We start from the raw sequence: 15,213 nt of genomic DNA, 5'->3' as shown, positions 1-15,213 counted from the left end.
CTCCGCCACTCCGGTGCAGACCACGGCGTCTGTAACCCCGGCCCCTTCGCCCGCTCCCGCCCCTGTTCCTACCGCGCCCGTTCCGACTGCTGTGCCTACGGCTCCGGCCCCTCAGATCACCCCCGATATGGTGGCCAAGGCCGGCGCGGAGCTCATTCGTGACCACCGCGAGATGATGGGTCCGCTGAACGCCCTGCTCCAGAAGTATGGTGTGCCCGATGCGCTCCACCTGTCTGCCGAGCAGATCGGGCCGTTCGCCACTGAGATGCGGGCCCTGGGGGCGAAGATCTGATATGCGGCTACTATTGGGGGGCTCCCCCTGCACCCACTGGAGCATCGCTCAAACAAAGAACCGGGAGACTGAACCGAGCGGCGTCGGCTGGGATCTGTTCGAGAACTATCTGATTGCTCTGGACAAGTTCAAGCCAGACTTTTTCCTCTACGAGAACAACAAGTCCATGTCAAAGGCTATCCGAGAGGAAATCACCAGGCGGCTGGGCGTTGAGCCTATCTGCATCAACTCCGCCCTGGTATCAGCCCAGAACCGTCAGAGGCTTTACTGGACCAATATCCCGAGCGTACAACAGCCGGAGGACCGTGGGGTCCTGCTCCGCGACATCCTGGAAACTGGAGCCGCCTGGAGAGAGAAGGGGTACACGCTGAGGGCGGCTCACGGTCCTCACGGGGGAGAAAGCAGCGTTATCAAAACGATTAAAGAGCCGGGTAAATTTAGCTTTAACGGAGCCGCTGAGCCCGTGTCTGTATCCTGGAGAGGCCGCGGGTACGTGTCCCAGTTTGAGGCCCGAAACGACGGTAAATCAGCGAGCCTTACGACGGGGCATCAAAACCGCTTTATCGCGTCCCCCGCGCGCGTTGGGTCCTACCCAACCGGAAAGGGGGAGATTGTACAATCGCAGTCAAAAAGGATTTATTCCGTAGACGGAAAAGCGTGCTCTATTTGCGCGTCAGTAACTGGGGGCAACAGCGACACAAGCAGCCCGGCGACAAGGCTTTATGCGGAACCTGTAAGAATTGGGACTATCGAAAGCCACGTCAATAATGAGAACTTTGATAGCCGACAATACCGTGTGTACTCTCCTGACGGGAAGTCGGTAACCCTGTGCGGGCAAGGGGGCGGTGTGGGCGCGAAAACTGGTATTTACGCCGCTCCGTGGGCCGTACCAGAGGCGACTAAACTAGGGCACACTGTCATAGGCCCGGGGGAGTGCGTGGACCTGGCCCAGCCTAACAGTAAGACCAGAAGAGGCCGACGAATGTCCGATAAATCTAACTGTCTTACTACTAGTTGCGCTTTCTATGAGTATTGCGGAACGCTGGACAGACCGGTTTATCACGTAGAAAACGGGCAAATTACCATAAACGGGAAGCAGTACCCAATAAAACTTGCAGATGGGTGCTATATTATCCGCAAGCTGACTGTGGCCGAGTGTAAGCGCCTCCAGACCGTGCCGGACAGCTACGTTTTCCCGGTGTCCGATACCCAGGCGTACAAGATGCTGGGGAACGGCTGGACGGTGGATGTGATCGCCCACATCCTCTCGTACTGCCCCAGAATCACCTCCGAGCCTCTGGACGTGCTTTCTATGTATGACGGCATGGTCTGCGGACACATAGCCCTGGATAAGCTCGGGGCCCGTATCGCGCGATACCGGGCCACCGAGATCGACAAGTACGCCATCAAGACCGCCTGCTATAACTTCCCGGACATTGAGCAACTGGGAGACGCGTTCCAAGTAAGAGAATGGAAGGAGGAATCAGACAATGCCACCTGAGAAACACGCCCTTTTGGGCGCTAGCTCGGCCCACCGGTGGCTTAATTGCCCCGGGTCGGCCCGTTTGACAGAGAACATGCCCGACTCGGTGAGCCCCTACGCGGAGGCCGGTCGTCTGGCCCATGAGATCGCAGAGCTGAAGGCCCGGCAGTATTTTGTGGAGGAGCTGCCCAAGCGCAGCTTCAACGCCAAGCTGAAGAAGCTGAAGGCCTCGGAGCACTACGACAAGTCCATGGACGGGGCCACCGACGAGTACCTGGAGCACCTGAAAGCCCGGGCCATGAGCTATCCCACGGCCCCCACGGTGGCCCTGGAGGTCCAGGTGGACTTCTCCGACATCGTGCCCGAGGGCTTCGGCACCGCAGACTGCATCATGATCGGGTCCGGCATGATCGACGTGGTGGACTACAAGAACGGCTCCGGTGTTCTTGTGAAAGCCGAGAACAACCCGCAGATGATGCTCTACGCCTGGGGCGCCCTGAACTACTTCCGGCCCATCTTCGGTGACAGCATCCACACGGTACATATGTCCATCGTCCAGCCCAACGCCGGCGGCGTGCGGGAGTGGGAAATGGACATTCAAGAGCTGACGCTCTTTGCCGAGGGAGCCATCGCCCCAGCAGCATACCACGCTTGGCACGGCACACAGGAATTTCATTCCGGCGAATGGTGCCAGTTCTGCAAGGCCAAAGCTACCTGTACCGAGCGGGCCAAGGCCATGTTCGACGTAGAGCCCATGCTGGGCGCATGCCCTGCCGGTGTAGACGACGACCGAGACTACTTTGACCCTAACCACGAAGGAGGGCGCGCCCAGCTTTTAACTGACCATGAGATCGGCGACATCCTCACCCGCGGCAAAGACGTGGCTACATGGCTGAAGGACCTGGAGGCCTACGCTCTAAAGGCCACCCTGGACGGTCGGCCCATCGCCGGCTGGAAAGCCGTAGAGGGCCGGGGCGGCCGGGAGTGGAACGGCGGAAGCGACGCCGCTTTTGAACAGCTCCAGAGCCGCGGTGTGGCCGAGGCCATGCTGTACGAACGCAAGCCCGTGTCCGTCGCTGGGCTGGAGAAGGCCCTGGGCAAAAAGGCATTTGCTGAAGCCGCCGATGGCCTGTGGTCCAAGACCCCAGGCAAGCCCACGCTGGTACCCGAGAGCGACAAGCGGCCTCCGTACAACCCGGCGGCTGCGGCGTTTGGGGGAGGCGATTGAGGGGTGAATAGCCTAGACGCCAGCCGCCTGGTAGGCGGAAACTCCGCGTATGGGAGGGCAAAGTCCGATTTTTACCCAACTCCGCCAGACGCAACACTCGCGCTAGTGAAAGCACTCGGCCTGCCTGCCGGGACCAGAATCTGGGAGCCAGCTTGCGGTGAGGGGCACATGGCAAATGTCTTTAAAAAATGCGGGTACGAAGTTATGGCAACCGACATCCGAATGGGAAAGAACTTTCTTTCAGCGTCGTATGAACCGTGCGATTGGATCATCACAAATCCCCCGTTCTCTATCGCCGATAAATTTATTGAGCGTTGCCTATACTTTGATAGACCATTTGCTCTACTACTTAAATCGCAGTATTGGCACGCAAAGAAGCGGCTTCCGCTATTCAAGGCACATCCACCCACCACTATTTTTCCGCTAACGTGGAGGCCTGACTTCCTGTTCAAAACTAGAGGTGGAGGGTCACCACTCATGGACGTGATGTGGTGCGTTTGGGTAAACGGCGCCGCCATTACCCCACCGTCCTACATTCCACTGGAACGTCCGAGCGACGCAGAGATAGCAGAGGTGACACCCGATGGCTGAGACAATCTACACCAAAGACGGCAAATGCCACACGCTGCTGGGCAGCACCACACCGGCGTCCATCATCCGGGACTACTGCGGCGACGCCGTAGCGGAGTAGGTCGAGCACCAACTTGACCGTGAGGACCGAAAAGAACAGTCTGATCTCGTGGCGTACGAAGCGGACCTAGAGCATCTGCACCGTATGATGCAGGACTGGGTCGATGAGCTGGAGTCCCTGTGCGACCTTTGCGAAAACCGCAAATTTACAAAAGCGACCCTCGCCGCTGGTATACGCGGCGTAATCTACAACATCGAAAAAGAACTGTGAAGGAGACATGACAACATGAGCAACAAAGACGTAACCACCGGCATCGGCCGCATTAGCTACCCCCACCTGTTCCAGCCCGAGGCCGCCCCTGGCCAGACCGAACCCAAGTACTCCGTGACGCTGCTGATTCCTAAGACCGACACGGCCACCAAGGCCGCCCTGGACGCGGCCATCCAGGCCGCCATCAACGACGGCGTCAAGGGCTACACGGGACCCATCATCCTGTCCAAGCCCGTCGTGCGTGACGGCGACGGCCCCCGGCCCAACGGCCAGCCCTACGGCCCCGAGTGCAAGGGCATGTGGGTCATTAAGGCCAAGAGCAAGAACAAGCCCCAGATCGTCGATGGCCAGATCCAGCCCATCATCGACCCCACCCAGATGTACGCCGGCTGCTACGGCCGCGTCGCCGGTTACATGCGTGCCTACGCCATGGCCGGCGCCACCGGCGTGTCGTTCATCCTGAACGCGGTGCAGAAAACGGGCGACGGCGAGCCCTTGGGCACCCCCGCTCCCACCGCCGAGGAGATGTTCGGAGCTCCTGCGGCGACTCCCCAGGTGCCCCAGACCCCGGCACCGGCCGGTTACCCCAGTAACGTGGGCTGGCCCACGAACTCCAGCCCCTGGGGTTAAGCCGTGGGCGCCGAAGTCTGGAAAGACATCCCCGGATATGAAGGACGCTATCAAGCAAGTACCTATGGACGTATCAGAAGCGTAGACCGTGAAATTACGCAGATTGGGCGCTGGGGCCGCCCCTTTACGCGGAAGCTGAAGGGGCGCGTCCTCCGCCCGGCGGCCACAAAAAAGGACCCGCATTTGTACGTCATGCTCGGGCGCGGGGCCAACGGATCAACAGTCCATAGCCTCGTAGCGCGTACTTTCCTTGGACCTCCTTGTGAGGGCGAGGAAGTGCGTCACCTGGACGGGGATGCCGCGAATAATCGGGTCGAAAACTTGGCTTACGGAAGCCGGACCGATAATATCCTGGATGTCTTTCGTATAAATCGCTCATGGCGAAAACTCTCGCTTCAAGATATGAGAGAGATAAAACACAGACTGGACGCCGGAGAAACCGGAGCTAGCGTAGCACGCAGTTTCGGCGTGTCGGCAACCACCATATCCCGAGTAAAGTTAGGGAGGTACAGATCATGCTCCATCATTTGAGTTGCGATTTGGAGACCTACTCTGACGTGGACATCGGAAAAGCGGGGCTCTATAAGTACGCGCAGAGCCCCGCTTTCCAAATATTACTGTTCGCGTACAGTTTGGACGGAGCGCCGGTGGAGGTGCTGGACCTAACGCAAACTGGAGGCCGAGCGCCGGACTGGCTATTTGCAGCGCTGACTGATGATAACACAATAAAGCACGCCTACAACGCTGCGTTCGAGTGGTACTGCCTGTCCCGCCACTTCAATTTGCCACTCGACTTAGCCCAGTGGCGATGCACCATGCTCCACGGCATGTACCTTGGCTACCCAGGCGGCCTAGACGCCTGCGGAAAAGCCCTTGGGCTCCCCCAGGACAAGCAAAAGATGGGCGTGGGTAAATCCCTTATCCGCTACTTCTGCGTGCCTTGCAAGCCTACAAAGGCCAACGGAGGACGCACCCGCAACCTGCCCCACCACGACCCTGCCAAGTGGGAATTATTCAAGACCTACAACGGCCAGGACGTGGTGACAGAAATGGAGATCGAGAGTCGCTTGTCCGCCTACCCGGTGCCCGATGACGTGCAGAAGCAGTGGGAACTCGACCTGACAATCAACGCCCGCGGCGTGGCCGTAGACACAGCCCTGGTGGCCTCTGCGCAGGCCATGGACGCCCAGGTGCGGCAGAGCTATATCCAGGAGGCCCAGGCCATCACAGGGCTGGAGAACCCCAACAGTGTGTCTCAGCTGATTGGGTGGCTGTCTGAGCAGACGGAAGCCGCCCCGACGGATCTCCGCAAGAGCACCGTGTCTCAGCTGCTGAAAGCCGACATACTCCCAGACAAAATGCGTCGGCTGCTGGAAATACGGCAGGAGCTGGGCAAGACCAGCAACAAGAAGTACGACAGCCTGTCCGTGGCCACATGCGAGGACGGACGGGTCCGTGGGCTACTCCAGTTCTACGGGGCCAACCGAACCGGGCGCTGGGCCGGCCGGATCGTACAGCCCCAGAACCTACCGCGCACCTACATCCACGGGGACCTACTCCCGATGGCCCGAGACCTTGTGAAGGCTGGAGAGACGGATGGCCTGAAGTGGATTTTCGGATCCGTCCCCGACACGCTCTCGCAGCTTATCCGCACAGCTTTCGTGGCCTCCCCGGGCAACCTGCTTCTGGACGCCGACTTCAGCGCCATCGAGGCCCGAGTGATCGCTTGGCTGGCTGACGAGGATTGGGTGCTCGATGTTTTCAGAGACACCGGTAAAATCTATGAGGCCACGGCAAGCAGAATGTTCAACATCCCCATCGAAAAAATAAAGAAGGGGAACCCCGAATACGCCTACCGCCAAAAGGGCAAAGTGGCCACTTTGGCCCTGGGCTACCAGGGCGGCGTAGGCGCTATGAGGACAATGGACTCTGGCCATGAGCTCGACAGTCTCTCGGACTCCGAGGTGCAAGAGCTGGTGGACTTGTGGCGTAAGGCAAACCCGAACATCGTGAAGCTGTGGGGGCTGGTAGAAGCCGCGGCCAAGGCCGCCGTGGTCGAAGGGCGCACATCTTTCCTCCAGCACGGGCTGGTCGTAAGCCGCAACCTAGACCCCGACCATGACCTGGATTTCATGGTCATCGGGCTGCCGAGCGGGCGCCGGCTCTACTATCCGAAGCCTGAGATCACCCAGAACCGCTTTGGGCGGCCCAGTATCTCGTACATGGGACAAAACCAAACCACGAAGAAGTGGGAGCGGATCGAAACCTACGGGGGCAAGCTGGCTGAGAACGTTGTGCAAGCCGTAGCCCGGGACTGTCTCTCCGAGGCAATCACCCGCCTGGAGGCCGCCGGGTACCCTGTGGTTTTCCACATCCACGACGAGATCGTGGTGGACGCGCCGCCAGAGCGGCAGGACCTGGAGGCCATGGAGAGCCTTATGGCCGGAGTACCCGAGTGGGCCGCTGGACTCCCGCTCAACGCGGACGGCTGGGTCAACGAATTTTTCAAGAAGGACTGATGGCATGAACGTAGTTGAAAAACAGGTCCACGCGCTTGTGTGCGCCGAGGCCATGGCCGCCGCGTATGCGCACGGCCCCATACACTCCCCGCACGAGGGGTGGGCCATTCTGAAGGAAGAGGTTGACGAAGCCGACTTCGAGATGACTGTGGTACGCGAAAACATCGAGGAGCTGTGGGCGAGGGTCAAGCGGAACTCCGACAAGAACAGCAACTTGATTCGCGACACCAAAGAGCACGCCATTGCGCTGGCCTGTGAGGCCATCCAGTGCGCAGCTGTATGCCGCCGGATCGCCAGCATGGAAAAGGAGGCAATCTAATGCCCAGAAGCTGTGAGAGCTGCGGTCGTTATGCCGACCGCGACCAGGATCTTTCCTGGGCCGACACCGTATGCCCCGGGTGCCCTGGCCCGAATGAGCACGGGTCGATGTGGGTCCCGATGGATTGGGCCCAGAAGCACTTGGCCAAAAAGGAAGCCAACGGATCTGACCCCGTGAACCACCCCGGGCACTATACCGCTGGCGGAATCGAGTGCATCGACGCGCTGGAGTCCATGGCCACTGGCTACAAGGACACCGTGCAGGCCGGACTCGCCTGGCAGATCATCAAGTACATCTGGCGCTGCCCTTTGAAGGGAAAACCGCTGGAGGACGCCAAGAAGGCGGAGTTCTATCTCCATCGGCTGATCGAGAAATTGGAGGCGCGGTAAATGAGCGACGATGTAAAAGGCCTCATTGACACCCTAGGCGCGATGGCCGAGATGTCGATAACGCTTTATCGGTCAGCCCTTCAAGCGGGTGCAACCACCGCAGAGGCCATCGTAATTCTGGACTCTTTCATGCGGGCGTTTATGGGCCGCGGAAAACAGAAAGAAGAGGGTGGCGATGACTGAGAAGTGGGCGGAGATTACCGGCTACGCCCACCGGTACCGCATAAGCACTGAGGGCGTTGTGCAGCAGTACCGGTGGAGCCGATGGGTCACCTTATCCCGCCAGGTCACGCCCCGGAGAACCGAGGTCTTACTCCGCGGCCTGGACGGAAAGCAAAAGCACCTCGGCGTCTTTCGGCTCCTGGATCGTACCTTCTGCGGCGGCTACGCTGAAAAGCATGGGCTCTGCGTAGGGCCCAAAAACGGAGTTCGCCAGGATTGCACACTGCAAAACTTGGCCTACCGAACGCAGGCCGAAATTGGGCGGAAATCGACCAGCAGGCACATGAAAAAACCGGTCATCGTGTATGATCGGCTCGGGCAGGCCGAGATATACCACAGCTTAAAAGAGGCCGCGCTGAAAACTGGCCTCTCCAGGGCGGCCGTCGGTCGAAGAATCCACAAGGGCGTCATGGACGCCAAAGGCCGCCACTTTGAGCTCGCGAACTAATGCAAATCGGAGGTCTGAAAGCTATGAAAATCATTGAGCCTATCGTTGAGCTTATCAATCCCCCGCCCTATGAGACGGCGCTGAAAACCATCGAGATCGCGGGCCGCACCTGCTACCAGAGCGGAGACAAGATGACCGACGGTTCGGCGGAGGACTTCATCCGTCGTATCGTCGAGCGGGGCCACGAGTCCGTGCTGGAGCACATCGGCCTGACGGCCCGCTTTATCTGCGACCGCGGCGTGTCCCATGAGATCGTCCGGCACCGGATCGGGGCCTACTCCCAGGAGAGCACCCGATACTGTAATTATTCCATGGACCGGTTTGATGGAGAAATCACGGTCATTGACCTGGCCAGCGGGTTCAAATATGACCTGAACAATCCGCGGGACCTTGCGAAGTACCAGGAATGGATGGCCGCAATGGATGACGCCGAGCGGCACTACATGCGGATGCTGGAACTGGGGGCGACCGCGGAAGAGGCGCGCTCCGTGCTCCCGTCGAGTCTTAAAACCGCGGTCATCGTGACCTACGACATCCGCGAGTGGCGGCACTTCCTCCGCCTCCGGTGTGACAAGGCGGCGCACCCTCAGATGCAGCAGGCGGCGCACCCTCAGATGCAGCAGGCGGCGAACCTGGCCAAGAATCCGCTGACCCAGTGGGGGCCGGTGTTCTTTGAGGACCTGGAGGTGTAGTTATGAGCTTCGAAGAAAACCTGACGGCTCCTCCGTATTACCCCGTGATGCTGGTGGAGGACGAGCATATGACCCGGGAGTTTAAGGACAGCCTATACCGCATGATGGCGGAGAGCACAGTCCAGGTGGCCAAAAACACCGATAAGTTGCTGTTCGGCGCCGTGAAACAGATTCTCACAGAACACGGCATCCACAACACCTATGTGCTCAATGAGGACTTCATTGTGGAGGCTATCCGCGAAAAGATGGAGCGAAACAACGCGACTAAAAGCCCCGTAGAGAAAAGTGGCAAGTGGTTAGATGCGGGCTGGGACGGGGACAGCAGTTGGCAAATAGACGGCCGCGGACATTGCTGGCATGTATTCAGATGCTCCGAATGTGGAGCGCAACTGTGCGGGTCCCCCAAAACCCCCTACTGCCATATGTGTGGGGCCAGGATGGACGGTGAATGATCGTGAAAAGGTTGACAATTAAGCCGGTACATGACCCAACCGGAAGGCAATTCAGCTGGGCCCTGTGCCACGAAAGGCTTTCATCTATCGAGGACATCCTAGGCGACGACTACGACCTGGACCAGCTGTCCGTGCTGGTGAACCAGCGCATGACCATGCGGGAGGATGTGGCGGCCAGGATGAAGCTGGTGGGCGGCATCCCTCTGGATCGTCTGCGGGAGCTGGTGGAAGCTGACCAGGAGGGGCGGTGCGTAGTGCTGCCGTGTAAGACCGGGGGCCATATGTTTGAGATATTCTGCGGTAAGGTCTGGGAAATCATTGTATGTGGCTTCTCAATTAGGAATAAACGTGAAGTCGTCGATTACATGAGAATGCACGGGGGCTACGTTCAGTGTGCGGCCATTGAAATGGATCTTGACCTATTTACCCGCGAAATGTACAAAACCCGTGAAGCCGCTGAGGCCGCACTGAAAAGAGGGCAGGATGGCCGCAACTGATGCCACACTTGACCGAGCCGCGTTTGAGCTCTGGGTCCGATCTGACGGGGCCGACAATCTGGCCGACCTGGACAGGCTGCGGCATGTCCTGCCGCTGGTGCTGGAGGAGTGCTGCACCGCGACCCAGCAGCTCTACATACAGCGGTACTTCATTGACCGCTGGTCGGTGGCCCAAATTGCCGCGATGTATGGCGTCAACAAGTCCACGGTAAGCCGTGGAATCCACCGCGGTATGGACCGGGCGCACAAGTACCTGCGTTTTCTTTCGCCCCTATTCATGCGTAGCCAGCCAGCGCGTCAGTATTTACGGAGGTGATACACATGGACCGAGAATATGTCTGCGTAGTCTGTGGGGAAATCTACAAGGGCTACAAGGCAGACCCGAGCGGTATGTGCCGCAGATGTCGCCGGCACCCGCATTACCACGGTGCCGATTATCACACCAAGAAGCGCAAGAAAAAGGTGACGCCGCTCTCTGAAGTGGCTGCCGCCGCCCACGCTATGGGCCTCACCTACGGCCAATACGTAGCCCGGGGGCTTGACCGATGATCGACGTTCGCCCAATAATTTCCAAGAAGGACCTGGGCCGCCTCAGCGAGGCCCAGGCCCGTGGAATCGAGATTACGCTAGAGCTGGAGTACCGAGGGGCGCAGGTCCTCCTGAGCACAGTGCGCGCCCCTGGGATATGGGGCAGGAGCTACATCATCCGCATGGAGATCCGCCAGCCCGGCATCTACTCCAGCCAATACTTCGCCTCCACGGAGGATATTATATGACCAATGATCGCAAAATAACGATCACCGTGGGCGCCAGCCGGAACTCTACCGACTGGCGCCCCCAGGTGCTTTTAATCTCCGAGCTCTGGGAACGCCTCCGGGTGCCGCAGCGGAGCACTGAGACCGTGGCCGAATACCTGGCCATGACAAAGGGCCAGCAGGACCAGCTGAAGGACGTGGGCGGCTATGTGGCCGGTACGCTCAATGGCCCCCGCCGCAAGGCATCCTCCGTGACCGGGAGAGACGTCATCACGCTGGACCTGGACAACATACCCAACGGCTCTACGGACGCCGTATGCGCCCGTGTGGAGGCCCTGGGCTGTGGCTACTGCATTTACTCAACCCGAAAGCATCGGCCGGACGCGCCGCGCCTTCGGGTGCTGATCCCCTTGGACCGCACCTGCACGCCGGATGAATACGAGCCGCTGGCCCGTAAGATGGCCGAGATCATCGGCATGGACCTGGCCGACCCCAGCACTTTTGAGGCCAGCCGGCTCATGTACTGGCCCAGCTGCTGCGCCGACGGGCAATACATCTACTACTCCGCCGACAAGCCTCTGCTGTCGGTAGACGGGCTCCTGGCCTCCTACGCCGACTGGCGGGATGTAGCCTCGTGGCCTACGCACCCGGGTGCCACCCCGACCGCTCGCCTGGCCGCAAAGCAGGGCGACCCCGAGGAAAAGCCTGGCGTCGTCGGCGCCTTCTGCCGGGTGTACAACATCCAGGCGGCCATGGATGCCTTCCTGCCCGGGGTCTACTCGGAGACCACAAACAGCGACCGCTACACCTTCTGCCAGGGCTCGACCTACGGCGGCGCCGTTCTCTACGACGGTGGCAAATTTCTCTATTCCCACCATGCCACGGACCCCTGCGGCGGCAGACTGGTCAACGCCTTCGACCTGGTGCGCCTCCATCGTTTCGGCGACGAGGACGACAGCGCCGAGCCCGGGACGCCGGTTAACCGTCTGCCCAGCTACAACGCCATGTGCCACCTGGCGGCCCAGGACAGCAAGGTCACCGGCTTGCTGATGCAGGAGCGGTGGGAGAAGGCGACGGCGGGCTTCGAGGCCGTCGAACAGCCAGCGGATCCGCAGGGCGACGACTGGCGCACCAAGCTCCAGTACAACAAGAACGGTGTGCCCCAGGGCACTATCGACAACGCCTGGCTGATTCTGGAAAACGACCCTGCCCTCGCGGGCAAGTTCGCGCTGAACCAGTTCGCCGGCCGCGGAGAGGTCCTTGGGCCGCTGCCCTGGAACCGCTCCGAACAGCGCCGGCCATGGGAGGACAACGACAACGCCGGGCTCTACTGGTACATGGAGAAAGCCTACTCTATCAGCTCCAATGGAAAGGTGGATGGCGCCCTCTCTCTCCACTCGGCGAAGCACGCCTTCAACGACGTGCAGGCCTACCTGAACGGTCTGACCTGGGACGGCGTGGACCGTCTGGACACCCTTTTCGTAGATTACTTGGGGGCCGAGGACTCCGACTACACCCGGGCAGTTACCCGCAAGGCGTTCGTCGCCGCCGTGGCCCGGGCCATGGAGCCCGGGACCAAGTTCGACCAGATGGTCATTCTCTCGGGACCGCAGGGCCTCGGCAAGTCCACCCTGCTGGATAAGATGTCGAAAGGATGGTTCAACGACTCTATCCGCACCTTTGAGGGCAAGGAGGCCTCCGAGCTCCTTCAGGGCGTGTGGATCGTGGAGGTGGCCGAGCTCGACGCCTTCCGGCGCACCGACGTGTCCCGCATTAAGCAGTTCATCTCCCAGCGCGCCGACCGCTTCCGGGCGGCCTACGGGCGCCACGTGAAGGAGATGCCCCGCTGCTGCGTGTTCTTTGGCACGACGAACTCCGCGGAATACCTCACCGACCGCACAGGCAACCGCCGGTTCTGGCCGGTCAACGTCGGTGTGGAGCCCGCGCGGCTCAGTGTGTGGAAGGACCTTCCGGGTAATATCGACCAGCTGTGGGCTGAGGCTGTGGTGCGCTGGCGCTGGGGCGAACCGCTGTATATCACGGGGGACCTGGAAGAGCGGGCGAGGGCGCAGCAGGAGGGCCACCGGGAGACCGACTTCACGGAGGGCATGATCCTGGAGTGGCTGGAGAAAGAGGTGCCCGAGGACTGGCAGAGCTGGTCTATCGACAGACGCAAGGCCTTCTGGAACGGACAAGTCGCAGGAGACATCAAGCTGGTGCCGCGGGACCGTATCTGCGCCGCGGAGGTGTGGTGCGAGCTTCTGGGCCGCGACCCGAGCCAGGCCAAAAACTGCGACTCGGCCAAGATCAACGGCGTCATCGAGAGCACCGGAAAATGGGGCCAGCGCGGTCCGATCCGGTGCGGCCCGTACGGCGTGCAGCGGGGGTCAAAGCGCCTGTAACACGGGAAAATGGGGCGCGGTAGGCGATTGTTAGTTACACACAAGGCGTAACCGACGTAACGCGGTGTAATTTAGATCGTTGCGCCCGGAATCCATTGCGGCGCAGCGCATAGGCCCTATATGTAACAATGTAACAATCTTTTTATAATATATATATAATTAGAGGATTTAGGGCGCGCGCGTATCGCCTGTACGCCCTACGCCCCCTACGCGTATATATTATAGGGAATTTAGATTGTTGTTGTTTCGGGGCGGCATTTGAGGACGGTGAGAACAGTGTTGGAAAAAGACATCGAAGCGCGATTGAAGCGCGGGGTGGAACAGGCGGGCGGCCTGTGTCTGAAGTGGGTGTCCCCGGGATGCACTGGGGTGATGGATCGGATTGTCCTGCTGCCGGGCGGCAAGGTGATTTTCGTGGAGCTGAAGAAGCCGGGCGGCCGACTGAGCCCCCGGCAGAAGCTGATGGCCACCAAGCTGCTGGGCCTAAGCATGACGGTGTGTCATCTTTGGAACGCGGCGCAGGTGGACGACTTTCTGGAGCGGGAGGTGAAGCGGGCATATGCAGTTCGTACCCCATAACTACCAGCGGGTAGCCATTGAGAGGCTAGTGTCCTCCCCCCGGCTGGCCCTCTTCCAGGACATGGGCCTGGGAAAGACGGTCGAGGTGCTGACCGCGGCCCAGGAGCTCATGATGCGCTGGCGTGTTGGGCGGGTGCTGGTAGTGGCCCCGAAGAAAGTGGCCGAGGCCACATGGAGCAATGAAGCCGCGCAGTGGGATCATCTCCAGGGCTTGCGGGTCGTCCCGGTTTTGGGCACGCTGAAGAAGCGGGTGCAGGCGCTGAATACGCCGGGGGACCTGTGGGTCATAAACCGCGAGAATGTCCCTTGGCTGGTGGACTACTACCGGAACGGCTGGCCGTTCGATGGCGTTGTGCTGGACGAGTCCTCCAGCTTCAAGAATCCGCAGAGCAAGCGGTTTAAGGCCCTGAAGAAGGTGCTGGGCCGGATTCAATGGCTTGTGGAGCTGACGGGTACCCCCGCCCCCAATGGGCTGGAGGACCTGTGGGCTCAGATTTATCTACTGGACGAGGGGGCCCGGCTTGGCCGAACGATCTCCAGTTTCCGGGACGCCTTTTTCGTGCAGGACAAGTCCTATCCGGGGCAGCAGTACCGGACCTATACGCCACAGCCCGGAGCCGACAAGCGGATCGAGGACGCCATTTCGGATATTTGCGTGTCAATGAAAGCCGAGGACTATCTGGAGCTGCCGGAGTACGTGGAGGACATCGTACCCGTGGAGCTGGACGCCCCTGCGAAGAGGGCCTACAAGAAGCTGGAACGGGAGATGCTTCTGGAGATCGACGGAGCGACTATTACGGCAGGGACCGCCGCCGTGCTGAACGGGAAATTGCTTCAGCTGTGCAGTGGCGCCGTGTATGACACGGATGGGAACCCGCAGGAGGTGCATGGGTGTAAGGTCGAGGCTTTTGTGGAGGTCGTGGAGCAACTGGGTGGGCAGCATGCCTTGGTGTTCTACTGGTATAAGCATGAGGTGGACCGACTATTGGACGCGCTGGCCACTAAGTTCCCCGGACTTCGCGTCCGGGTGTACTGCGGTGACGATGATGCAGAGGCGTGGAACCGCGGAGAGGTCGATGTGCTTCTGGCCCACCCGGCCAGCTGCGGCTATGGACTTAACCTCCAGAAGGGCGGCCATCACATGATCTGGTTCGGATTTCCAAATTGGGCCTTGGAAATATATCAGCAAGCGTGCAAGCGCCTGCACAGACAGGGGCAGCAGTTCCCGGTGGTGTCCCACCTGCTGGTGGTGCAGGGCGGCATGGATCAGGCCGTCGTGGCGGCCTTACAGGAAAAGGGCGACGCCCAGGAAGCGTTGATGCAGGCGCTGAAGGCGCGTATCGCCGAAGTGAAGAAAGGAGCATAGGAGTGGCGACTAGAAAGACTAAGAAGGCCGAGGCCGATA

Annotated in this window: 19 protein-coding genes and 1 pseudogene; all 20 read left to right on the top strand. The window is 60.1% G+C overall.

Features of this window, described 5'->3' with window-relative positions:
• A pseudogene (locus tag B5G43_RS16995) lies at window positions 1-292 on the top strand (hypothetical protein); the annotation flags it as partial.
• Complete coding sequence (locus B5G43_RS17940; protein WP_343214381.1) at window positions 207-1,793, top strand: DNA cytosine methyltransferase; 1,587 nt, start codon at window positions 207-209, stop codon at window positions 1,791-1,793. The pseudogene B5G43_RS16995 and the gene B5G43_RS17940, both read left to right, overlap by 86 nt.
• Window positions 1,783-3,003, top strand: a complete 1,221-nt coding sequence (locus B5G43_RS03120) for a DUF2800 domain-containing protein (RefSeq protein WP_087259001.1) — start codon at window positions 1,783-1,785, stop codon at window positions 3,001-3,003. The genes B5G43_RS17940 and B5G43_RS03120 overlap by 11 nt, the downstream gene beginning before the upstream one ends.
• Before the next feature lie 739 nt (window positions 3,004-3,742).
• A complete protein-coding gene (locus B5G43_RS17260; RefSeq protein ID WP_158097343.1) occupies window positions 3,743-3,904 on the top strand; it encodes a hypothetical protein in 162 nt (53 codons plus the stop codon).
• Between the two features lie 15 nt (window positions 3,905-3,919).
• Window positions 3,920-4,534, top strand: a complete 615-nt coding sequence (locus tag B5G43_RS03110; protein WP_087258998.1) for a DUF2815 family protein — start codon at window positions 3,920-3,922, stop codon at window positions 4,532-4,534.
• Window positions 4,535-4,537: 3 nt separating this feature from the next.
• Window positions 4,538-5,065 (top strand): NUMOD4 domain-containing protein, encoded by a 528-nt coding sequence (locus tag B5G43_RS03105; RefSeq protein ID WP_087258996.1) that lies wholly within the window; start codon window positions 4,538-4,540, stop codon window positions 5,063-5,065.
• Window positions 5,050-7,053 (top strand): DNA polymerase, encoded by a 2,004-nt coding sequence (locus B5G43_RS03100; protein ID WP_087258994.1) that lies wholly within the window; start codon window positions 5,050-5,052, stop codon window positions 7,051-7,053. The genes B5G43_RS03105 and B5G43_RS03100 overlap by 16 nt, the downstream gene beginning before the upstream one ends.
• Window positions 7,054-7,057: 4 nt before the next feature.
• On the top strand, window positions 7,058-7,372 hold the full coding sequence (locus tag B5G43_RS03095) for a hypothetical protein (RefSeq protein WP_087258992.1): 315 nt from the start codon (window positions 7,058-7,060) through the stop codon (window positions 7,370-7,372).
• A 140-nt stretch (window positions 7,373-7,512) separates the two neighbouring features.
• Window positions 7,513-7,761, top strand: a complete 249-nt coding sequence (locus B5G43_RS17255) for a DUF3310 domain-containing protein (RefSeq protein ID WP_158097342.1) — start codon at window positions 7,513-7,515, stop codon at window positions 7,759-7,761.
• Window positions 7,762-7,944, top strand: a complete 183-nt coding sequence (locus B5G43_RS03085; RefSeq protein WP_087258988.1) for a hypothetical protein — start codon at window positions 7,762-7,764, stop codon at window positions 7,942-7,944. It begins immediately after the preceding gene.
• Window positions 7,937-8,431, top strand: coding sequence for a hypothetical protein (locus B5G43_RS03080; RefSeq protein ID WP_087258985.1), 495 nt, complete (start codon window positions 7,937-7,939; stop codon window positions 8,429-8,431). The genes B5G43_RS03085 and B5G43_RS03080 overlap by 8 nt, the downstream gene beginning before the upstream one ends.
• A 23-nt stretch (window positions 8,432-8,454) precedes the next feature.
• Window positions 8,455-9,123 (top strand): FAD-dependent thymidylate synthase, encoded by a 669-nt coding sequence (gene thyX, locus B5G43_RS03075; RefSeq protein ID WP_087258983.1) that lies wholly within the window; start codon window positions 8,455-8,457, stop codon window positions 9,121-9,123.
• A gap of 2 nt (window positions 9,124-9,125) precedes the next feature.
• The gene (locus B5G43_RS03070) at window positions 9,126-9,575 is read left to right on the top strand and encodes an LIM domain-containing protein (RefSeq protein WP_087258981.1); all 450 of its coding nucleotides are present in this window, start codon (window positions 9,126-9,128) and stop codon (window positions 9,573-9,575) included.
• Entirely contained in the window at window positions 9,572-10,072 is a 501-nt protein-coding gene (locus tag B5G43_RS03065; protein WP_087258979.1) for a hypothetical protein, read from the top strand. The genes B5G43_RS03070 and B5G43_RS03065 overlap by 4 nt, the downstream gene beginning before the upstream one ends.
• Window positions 10,059-10,388: a sigma factor-like helix-turn-helix DNA-binding protein gene (locus B5G43_RS03060; RefSeq protein ID WP_087258977.1), complete on the top strand. Its 330-nt coding sequence runs from the start codon at window positions 10,059-10,061 to the stop codon at window positions 10,386-10,388. Before B5G43_RS03065 ends, B5G43_RS03060 begins: the two co-directional genes overlap by 14 nt.
• A 5-nt stretch (window positions 10,389-10,393) precedes the next feature.
• Window positions 10,394-10,621 (top strand): hypothetical protein, encoded by a 228-nt coding sequence (locus B5G43_RS03055; protein WP_087258975.1) that lies wholly within the window; start codon window positions 10,394-10,396, stop codon window positions 10,619-10,621.
• The gene (locus tag B5G43_RS03050) at window positions 10,618-10,848 is read left to right on the top strand and encodes a hypothetical protein (protein ID WP_087258972.1); all 231 of its coding nucleotides are present in this window, start codon (window positions 10,618-10,620) and stop codon (window positions 10,846-10,848) included. Before B5G43_RS03055 ends, B5G43_RS03050 begins: the two co-directional genes overlap by 4 nt.
• Entirely contained in the window at window positions 10,845-13,229 is a 2,385-nt protein-coding gene (locus tag B5G43_RS03045; protein WP_087258970.1) for a virulence-associated E family protein, read from the top strand. The genes B5G43_RS03050 and B5G43_RS03045 overlap by 4 nt, the downstream gene beginning before the upstream one ends.
• 372 nt (window positions 13,230-13,601) lie before the next feature.
• Entirely contained in the window at window positions 13,602-13,808 is a 207-nt protein-coding gene (locus B5G43_RS03040; protein ID WP_206404998.1) for a VRR-NUC domain-containing protein, read from the top strand.
• Complete coding sequence (locus tag B5G43_RS03035) at window positions 13,789-15,174, top strand: DEAD/DEAH box helicase (RefSeq protein ID WP_087258966.1); 1,386 nt, start codon at window positions 13,789-13,791, stop codon at window positions 15,172-15,174. The genes B5G43_RS03040 and B5G43_RS03035 overlap by 20 nt, the downstream gene beginning before the upstream one ends.
• Window positions 15,175-15,213: the final 39 nt, after the last annotated feature.

It is taken from the genome of Flavonifractor sp. An92, assembly GCF_002159175.1.
Lineage (GTDB): Bacteria > Bacillota > Clostridia > Oscillospirales > Oscillospiraceae > Pseudoflavonifractor_A.
This window is presented reverse-complemented; position numbering and strand designations above follow the sequence as displayed.

What these genes read in the sequence shown, in the direction of transcription:
- B5G43_RS03120 (WP_087259001.1), top strand. Translation starts at nt 1,783, where the DNA reads ATGCCACCTGAGAAACACGCCCTTTTGGGCGCTAGCTCGGCCCACCGG.
- B5G43_RS03035 (WP_087258966.1), top strand. Translation starts at nt 13,789, where the DNA reads ATGCAGTTCGTACCCCATAACTACCAGCGGGTAGCCATTGAGAGGCTA.
- B5G43_RS03070 (WP_087258981.1), top strand. Translation starts at nt 9,126, where the DNA reads ATGAGCTTCGAAGAAAACCTGACGGCTCCTCCGTATTACCCCGTGATG.
- B5G43_RS03055 (WP_087258975.1), top strand. Translation starts at nt 10,394, where the DNA reads ATGGACCGAGAATATGTCTGCGTAGTCTGTGGGGAAATCTACAAGGGC.
- B5G43_RS03060 (WP_087258977.1), top strand. Translation starts at nt 10,059, where the DNA reads ATGGCCGCAACTGATGCCACACTTGACCGAGCCGCGTTTGAGCTCTGG.
- B5G43_RS03065 (WP_087258979.1), top strand. Translation starts at nt 9,572, where the DNA reads ATGATCGTGAAAAGGTTGACAATTAAGCCGGTACATGACCCAACCGGA.
- B5G43_RS03100 (WP_087258994.1), top strand. Translation starts at nt 5,050, where the DNA reads ATGCTCCATCATTTGAGTTGCGATTTGGAGACCTACTCTGACGTGGAC.
- B5G43_RS03080 (WP_087258985.1), top strand. Translation starts at nt 7,937, where the DNA reads ATGACTGAGAAGTGGGCGGAGATTACCGGCTACGCCCACCGGTACCGC.
- B5G43_RS03110 (WP_087258998.1), top strand. Translation starts at nt 3,920, where the DNA reads ATGAGCAACAAAGACGTAACCACCGGCATCGGCCGCATTAGCTACCCC.
- B5G43_RS03045 (WP_087258970.1), top strand. Translation starts at nt 10,845, where the DNA reads ATGACCAATGATCGCAAAATAACGATCACCGTGGGCGCCAGCCGGAAC.
- B5G43_RS17940 (WP_343214381.1), top strand. Translation starts at nt 207, where the DNA reads ATGGTGTGCCCGATGCGCTCCACCTGTCTGCCGAGCAGATCGGGCCGT.
- B5G43_RS03095 (WP_087258992.1), top strand. Translation starts at nt 7,058, where the DNA reads ATGAACGTAGTTGAAAAACAGGTCCACGCGCTTGTGTGCGCCGAGGCC.
- B5G43_RS03085 (WP_087258988.1), top strand. Translation starts at nt 7,762, where the DNA reads ATGAGCGACGATGTAAAAGGCCTCATTGACACCCTAGGCGCGATGGCC.
- thyX (WP_087258983.1), top strand. Translation starts at nt 8,455, where the DNA reads ATGAAAATCATTGAGCCTATCGTTGAGCTTATCAATCCCCCGCCCTAT.
- B5G43_RS03050 (WP_087258972.1), top strand. Translation starts at nt 10,618, where the DNA reads ATGATCGACGTTCGCCCAATAATTTCCAAGAAGGACCTGGGCCGCCTC.
- B5G43_RS03040 (WP_206404998.1), top strand. Translation starts at nt 13,602, where the DNA reads ATGGATCGGATTGTCCTGCTGCCGGGCGGCAAGGTGATTTTCGTGGAG.